Origin of the sequence: Hyphomonas sp. (genome assembly GCF_040882205.1) — a bacterium.
Taxonomy (GTDB): Bacteria; Pseudomonadota; Alphaproteobacteria; order Caulobacterales; family Hyphomonadaceae; genus Hyphomonas.
In genome coordinates, this window is the sequence record NZ_JBBEBT010000120.1 from 1 (window position 1) to 5,438 (window position 5,438).

Sequence of the window (5,438 nt, forward strand, 5' to 3'; positions counted from 1 at the left end):
GGGCGAAGGACTGGTCGCTGTCCTCGTCGCGGGAAAACTCAACGCGGCCAATGGGGCCGGCCGACAAGGTCTCGGACCTGATCCAGTTATATCCAACGCCTTCCTGCACTGAGGCGAAGAACCGGTCGGAATATTTGAACTCAATGTTGGGCACAACTGAAACGGCGTAGTCGTCATCGCCTTCATAGGTCGGCGCATACAGACTGCCGGCGCCGACGGTGACCTGCCAGCCTTCGGCTGGCTCTGGCGCTTGGGCAAGGGCGGGCAGCGCGGCCAAGGACAGCCCGGCGAAAAGTAAGGTGGCGCGCATTGAACTATCCCTGTTACTTGCGGCGCAGTACGTTGCGGCGGCTGGCCCGGATCAAATGCTCGAACAGCAACCGGCCCTTTGAGGGGCCATTCCCCTGACCGTCAGAGAGCCCCGCCGCGTGAAGTCAGGACCGGCAGGGGCGCCGCGCGGAAAGTGCGCGCCATGCCGGGACGCGCTGCGCCCGAAGGCTGCGCCGCATTTCCGCAAATCGCGGTTCCCGGATGCGCGGGGGCCGCTCTGTTTGCGCAGCGCGGCGCAGGAAGTTTCGATCTGCCCCTGGCTTGCCGGGGCGCGCTGCAATTGACGCGGTCGCTGGCGTCGCGGGCTGATCGCCTCGCTGGCGGACAATGCGATCGGCCCCTCCCGCTGCGCGGCGCTGGCCAGCGAGGGGCGCGCGCCGACTGGCGGTATCGTCACCGTCACTCTGTCTACGGATTACCTTGGCAGCGCGCGCCTCGGCCAGAACAGCAAGATCAAACGGCGCTGGGCCCGGCGCGGCACACGCCCCAGCGCGCCGCATGATCAGCTTACGAAATGGGCTGCTCGCCATTGTCCTCGGACCAATGGCGGACAAGGGCTCGCCTTTGGCGCGATCTGCCCGGCCCGCGCTACCTGCGCCGGGCTGGTCCTGCCTTGGGTAGCAATACCTGCGCGGTGAACCTCGCATCTCGCCGAAATCAGCAAGGCTGTCGCCCCTGGGGCACACGCCGTCCTCATCATGGATCAGGCCGGCTGGCACACGACCCCCAAGCTGATTGTGCCAGACAATGTCACTATCCTGGCGCAGCCGCCCAAATCACCTTGGCTCAATCCGGCCCGGAAATATCTGGCAGTACATGCGCGGCAACTGGCTCTCGAGCCGCGTCTTCAAAGATTACGAACAGATCGTCGCCCTATGCTGCGAAGCATGGGAAAAGCTCGCAATCCGACCATGGAAAATCATGTCCATTGATCTGCGGAACTGGGCCCACGGGTGATGATCAGCGCGGGTTGGTATTAGTTGGCGCTGCGCTTGCGGGCATTGCGGCATACTTCATCCGGTGTCCGCAACTGGCCGCCTTCAGCCTTACCTCGTTCTGCAAGTTCTTCTGGTCCTCCATCTGGAGCGGCCTGGGCAGCGTGGCTGGCAGTTTGCGAGATGCAACCCCGGCCTTCTGAACCGGCCGCTTGAAACGCGCCGGCCGTGACGTTTTGCATCACGAACGATGGTATTCAAGGAGCGCTATGGGCCTGCGCCTTGCACCGCTTGCAGGCTGGTACCTGTTCAGCGTCCAGGTCGCCGCGAAATTGACCGGCCTGACAGTCCGGTCTGATCTCTCCGCGGCCGGCCGGACAGCGCTATCAGTACGGGCAATGGGCGCCGGCGTTTTTCAGTCCGCTACGTTATGTTCCCTGACACCCGGCCTGAATGGACGCACCTGGTTCTTCGCGCTGTATTCATGGCGGCTATCGGCAAACCTGCGCCTGCGGATGTCGCCTGCGGCGGCCTTGGCCTGCCCGGGATAACGTTGCGCGAAGCGGGTTATGCTGTGCGGCCCGGCCTAAAGACCCACGTGCACGAAGAAGCCGTGGGCGGGAACCTACCGGCCGGTGCCATGCAGGTGGATCACCTCGACGCCCGGGTCTGACAGGAAATCTGCTATTAGCGTCACCATGTGATGCTGCGCGCCGCGCGGTGTGCTCGGGGCGCGGAAGATTGCCAGCCGCCTGGGGCGGTTGGTCATCCTGGCAGTCCCCCTGGCGGGTCCATCACCGAGTAACGCCGTCATCCTATCCATTACGCGTTAAGATCGCTACAGAAAGCTCTGAAAAGCCCATACTTATCAGCGAATTGCGCGCGTCCTGGCCTGCCGGTTCAGGCTTTCAGTGCGGCGACTTCGCCGCCTGTCAGTATGCGCCAGGCGCCTTCAGGCAGGCCCTCCAGCCTGAGCGGGCCGAAGCGGCTGCGGTGCAGGGCGTCGACATGATTGCCGGCCGCCGCGAACATGCGGCGCACCTGGTGGTAGCGCCCCTCGGTCAGCGTCAGGCTGGCTACCTGCGCGCCGGTCACCTCCAGTGCGGCCGGCAGGCAGGGTTTCTCCTCGCCCCGCAGCACCAGCGCCCCGGAGGCAAACAGGGCCGCCTCATGCCCCTCAAGCGGGCGGGCAAGGCGCGCTTCATAGGTCTTGGGAATGCTGGATTTCGGAGAGATCAGCCGGTGAAGCAGGGCGCCGTCGTCGGTGAAGAGCAGGAGGCCGGTCGTGTCCGCATCGAGCCGCCCGGCCGACGACATCTTGGGATCGCGTTTCCGCAAGCGCGGCGGCAGGAGTTCATAGACGAGACGGCCCTGATCAGCGTGCGAACAGGTGAAGCCCGCCGGCTTGTTCAGCATCAGAACAATGCCATGCGGCGGGTCGACCGGCTCGCCTTCAAAGCGCAGGTCCTCCCCATCGCCAGTCACGCGCCCGTCGCGGATGGCGATGGCCACTTGCTTGCGCGAGCCATAGCCGAGCCCGGCAAGCTGTTTCGCAAGCTTGAGCGTATCCCTCATCGGCCCGTCATTTCTGGCGCTTGGGCCGCTCGGCGCGGATAATCTTGTAGCCTGCTTCATCCTCGAGCATCTCGCTCTGCTTGAAACAGGCCGCGAGCTGCGCCTCATAGGGCAGGTGGCGATTGGCGACGAGCCAGAGCGTGCCGCCGGGCTTCAGCGCCTGCGCGGCAGCGCGGATGAAACTCCGTCCGAGGGCGGAGTTGTCAGTCCGCCCCGTATGGAAGGGCGGGTTCATCACGATGAAATCGTAGGCAGACTTCGGCAGGCTGGTCAGCACGTCCGCCCAGTGCGCCGTGAAGCGGCCTTCAAAAGGTGCAAGCGTTTCATGGATGCAGGCAATGGCGCGGTACTCGGCCTCGTAGAGGTCCATCCGCTCCACCTTCGGGCAATTGGTCAGGATTTCCCGGCTGAGGAAACCATAGCCGCCGCCGAGGTCTGCGCCGATGCCCTTGGTCTGCTCTGGCACGCTGTCAGCCAGCAGTTCGCTGCCGGGGTCCACGCGGTCCCAGCTGAACAGGCCCGGACGGCTGAACAGACCGGGTTCGATCTCGCGGATCGCATCCTGCTCGATCCACTCTTCCGCCAACGGATGGTTTACAACCGCGTCCACCTTATAGGTCCAGAAGGCCCGGCACTTGTGTTTCGAGAGGCTGGCTGCCTCACCGGCGATTTCCGCCAGCTGCTTCTCGCCGGTCTTGCCCCCCAGATTGTTCGGCAGGCTGGCCAGCACATAGCCGCCCTCCGGCGCGGCCAGCAGCGCGCGGGCATACAGCGCGCGCGCCTGATCGCGCTGGCGCGGCGGCACGACGATGGTCAGCATTGCATCCGGCAGGTTCACCGAATCCACCGCAAGCACACTGAGCCCCGCTGCTTTCAGTGCGTCATGGCTCGGCTTGAAGCTGGTCCGGCAGACCAGCTGATCCTTCGGCAATTGCATCAGCCAGGGGCCCGGTTCAGCATTCAGCACGAGTATGGGGCCACTCCCGGGAAGGGGCACAGCCCAATCCTCAAGGGCGAGCAGCAGGGTATCGAAGACTACAGCATCCATCATCCGCGCTGCGATAGCCGCCCGCGCCCCGGAAGGAAAGCCGTCTTGCGCCTCAGCGGCAGCCCGCCGCCCAGTCCGCTACCGTATTGATCAGCGCCTCGCGCGACCATGAAAAGGAATGGTCGCCGGAGAGAATAACGCCGGTCGTCTCGATGGCGGGATCGGCCTTATAGGCCGCAATCAGCGGATTGATCACGAGGTCGAGCGCGATTGTCGCGTCCTTGTCGCCCCCGATGATCAGCACCCGTTTTCCGGCAAGGCCCGGCGTCAGTGATGTCAGCTCGAAATCCGCCCGGTTGGCACGGACTTCCGCTACGGCTGCTTCGCCGCTGAAGCCCGCCAGCATCTGCAGGCTGCCGGAATAGGCGATGAAACCTGCCAGCTGTTCGGGATCGGCATCGAACGCGGCAGCGCGCGAGCCCATGTTGGCCGGCGCGATTGCGGCGGCGCAGACAATTGCCGGATCGCGCGCCGCGCCCTGCAGTGAGGCAAAGCCGCCCATCGAATGACCGATGGTGATCAGCTTTGCCGGATCGACCCGGTAGGCGGCGGCGTTGGCGCGAAGGAAGCCTGCGGCGGCGTCGACATCCTCGATCACATGCGTGAAGGAATAGGTCCCCTCGCTGCCCCAGGCGCCGCGATAATGGAAGAAGAGCACGTTGAAGCCGCCGCGGCGCAGGGCCTGGGCCAGGTCGAGGTTCTTCTCATTGCCGGGAAAGCCATGCAGCAGGATTACGGTCGGATGCGGGCCAGCGCCATTCGCCAGATAGATGTGTCCGTTCAGCCGGTCGCCGTCGCTGTCGAAGAAGACTTCGGCGAGGCCGGGCGGGAAGGCTTCATCGAAGATTGCCGGATCAGCGAAGCGTGAAACCGTACTGCCGGGAACGCTCGTGCAAGCGGCCAGAAGGGCGCTCCCCAGTGCAGCGATGGCGGCGTGTTTCATCGGGATTCTCCTTTGCACCTGGCTAGCACGCTGCCCCTCGCCGGGGCCAGAGCTTAAAGAAAAACCCCGCCGGTGTGAACCGGCGGGGTTTGGTCTTCTGCCCCTTGCGGGACGCCTCAGGCGTCGAGGCGTTCGATGATGATCGCCGGCGCCATGCCGCCGGCGGCGCACATGGTGACGAGGCCGTAGCGCCCGCCCGAGCGCTCGAGTTCGTCAAGGCAGGTCCCGATCAGGATCGAGCCGGTGGCGCCAATCGGGTGGCCGAGGGCCATGGCGCCGCCATTGATGTTCACTTTCTCGCGGTCGAGTTTCAGGTCACGGATGAATTTCTCGGCGACAACCGAAAACGCCTCGTTGATTTCGTAAACGTCGATGTCGGTGGTTTTCAGGCCGGCTTTCTCGAGCACTTTCCTGGCAGCAGCGACCGGTGCGTTCAGCATCAGCGTCGGGCAGTCGCCCATGTTTGCCGTCGCAACGATGCGGGCGCGGGCTTTCAGGGCGTGCTTCTTCATGTAGCCTTCCGAGGCGAGCAGCAGGGCGGCAGCGCCGTCCACCACGCCCGAGGAATTACCGGCAAGCTGAACGTGGATCACCTTGCCTTCGATCT

The 5,438-nt window shown here is 64.6% G+C and carries 5 protein-coding genes and 2 pseudogenes; 1 reads left to right on the forward strand and 6 read right to left on the reverse strand.

The genetic code is table 11. The annotated features are described in order from the left end of the window. Nucleotides 1-310 (reverse strand): MipA/OmpV family protein (locus WEA77_RS04685; protein ID WP_368066706.1); only part of this gene is annotated, 310 nt, incomplete at its 3' end. Between the two features lie 448 nt (nucleotides 311-758). Here WEA77_RS04685 and WEA77_RS04690 point away from each other — a divergent pair. Next, a pseudogene (locus WEA77_RS04690) lies at nucleotides 759-1,287 on the forward strand (transposase); the annotation flags it as partial. Between the two features lie 603 nt (nucleotides 1,288-1,890). Here the strand turns inward: WEA77_RS04690 and WEA77_RS04695 are convergent. The 5 genes and pseudogenes from WEA77_RS04695 to WEA77_RS04715 form a co-directional block, all read right to left on the reverse strand. Further along, nucleotides 1,891-2,034 (reverse strand): hypothetical protein, encoded by a 144-nt coding sequence (locus WEA77_RS04695; RefSeq protein ID WP_368066707.1) that lies wholly within the window; start codon nucleotides 2,032-2,034, stop codon nucleotides 1,891-1,893. Nucleotides 2,035-2,165: 131 nt separating this feature from the next. Continuing rightward, a complete protein-coding gene (locus WEA77_RS04700) occupies nucleotides 2,166-2,840 on the reverse strand; it encodes a pseudouridine synthase (RefSeq protein WP_368066708.1) in 675 nt (224 codons plus the stop codon). Between the two features lie 7 nt (nucleotides 2,841-2,847). After that, nucleotides 2,848-3,891, reverse strand: coding sequence for a class I SAM-dependent methyltransferase (locus WEA77_RS04705; protein WP_368066709.1), 1,044 nt, complete (start codon nucleotides 3,889-3,891; stop codon nucleotides 2,848-2,850). Between the two features lie 49 nt (nucleotides 3,892-3,940). Continuing rightward, the gene (locus WEA77_RS04710; RefSeq protein WP_368066710.1) at nucleotides 3,941-4,831 is read right to left on the reverse strand and encodes an alpha/beta hydrolase family protein; all 891 of its coding nucleotides are present in this window, start codon (nucleotides 4,829-4,831) and stop codon (nucleotides 3,941-3,943) included. 116 nt (nucleotides 4,832-4,947) lie between these two features. Further along, a pseudogene (locus WEA77_RS04715) lies at nucleotides 4,948-5,438 on the reverse strand (acetyl-CoA C-acyltransferase); the annotation flags it as partial.

Bases quoted from the DNA above. Each gene is read 5' to 3' on its own strand.
- WEA77_RS04695 (WP_368066707.1), bottom strand. From the start codon at position 2,034: ATGACCAACCGCCCCAGGCGGCTGGCAATCTTCCGCGCCCCGAGCACA.
- WEA77_RS04700 (WP_368066708.1), bottom strand. From the start codon at position 2,840: ATGAGGGATACGCTCAAGCTTGCGAAACAGCTTGCCGGGCTCGGCTAT.
- WEA77_RS04705 (WP_368066709.1), bottom strand. From the start codon at position 3,891: ATGATGGATGCTGTAGTCTTCGATACCCTGCTGCTCGCCCTTGAGGAT.
- WEA77_RS04710 (WP_368066710.1), bottom strand. From the start codon at position 4,831: ATGAAACACGCCGCCATCGCTGCACTGGGGAGCGCCCTTCTGGCCGCT.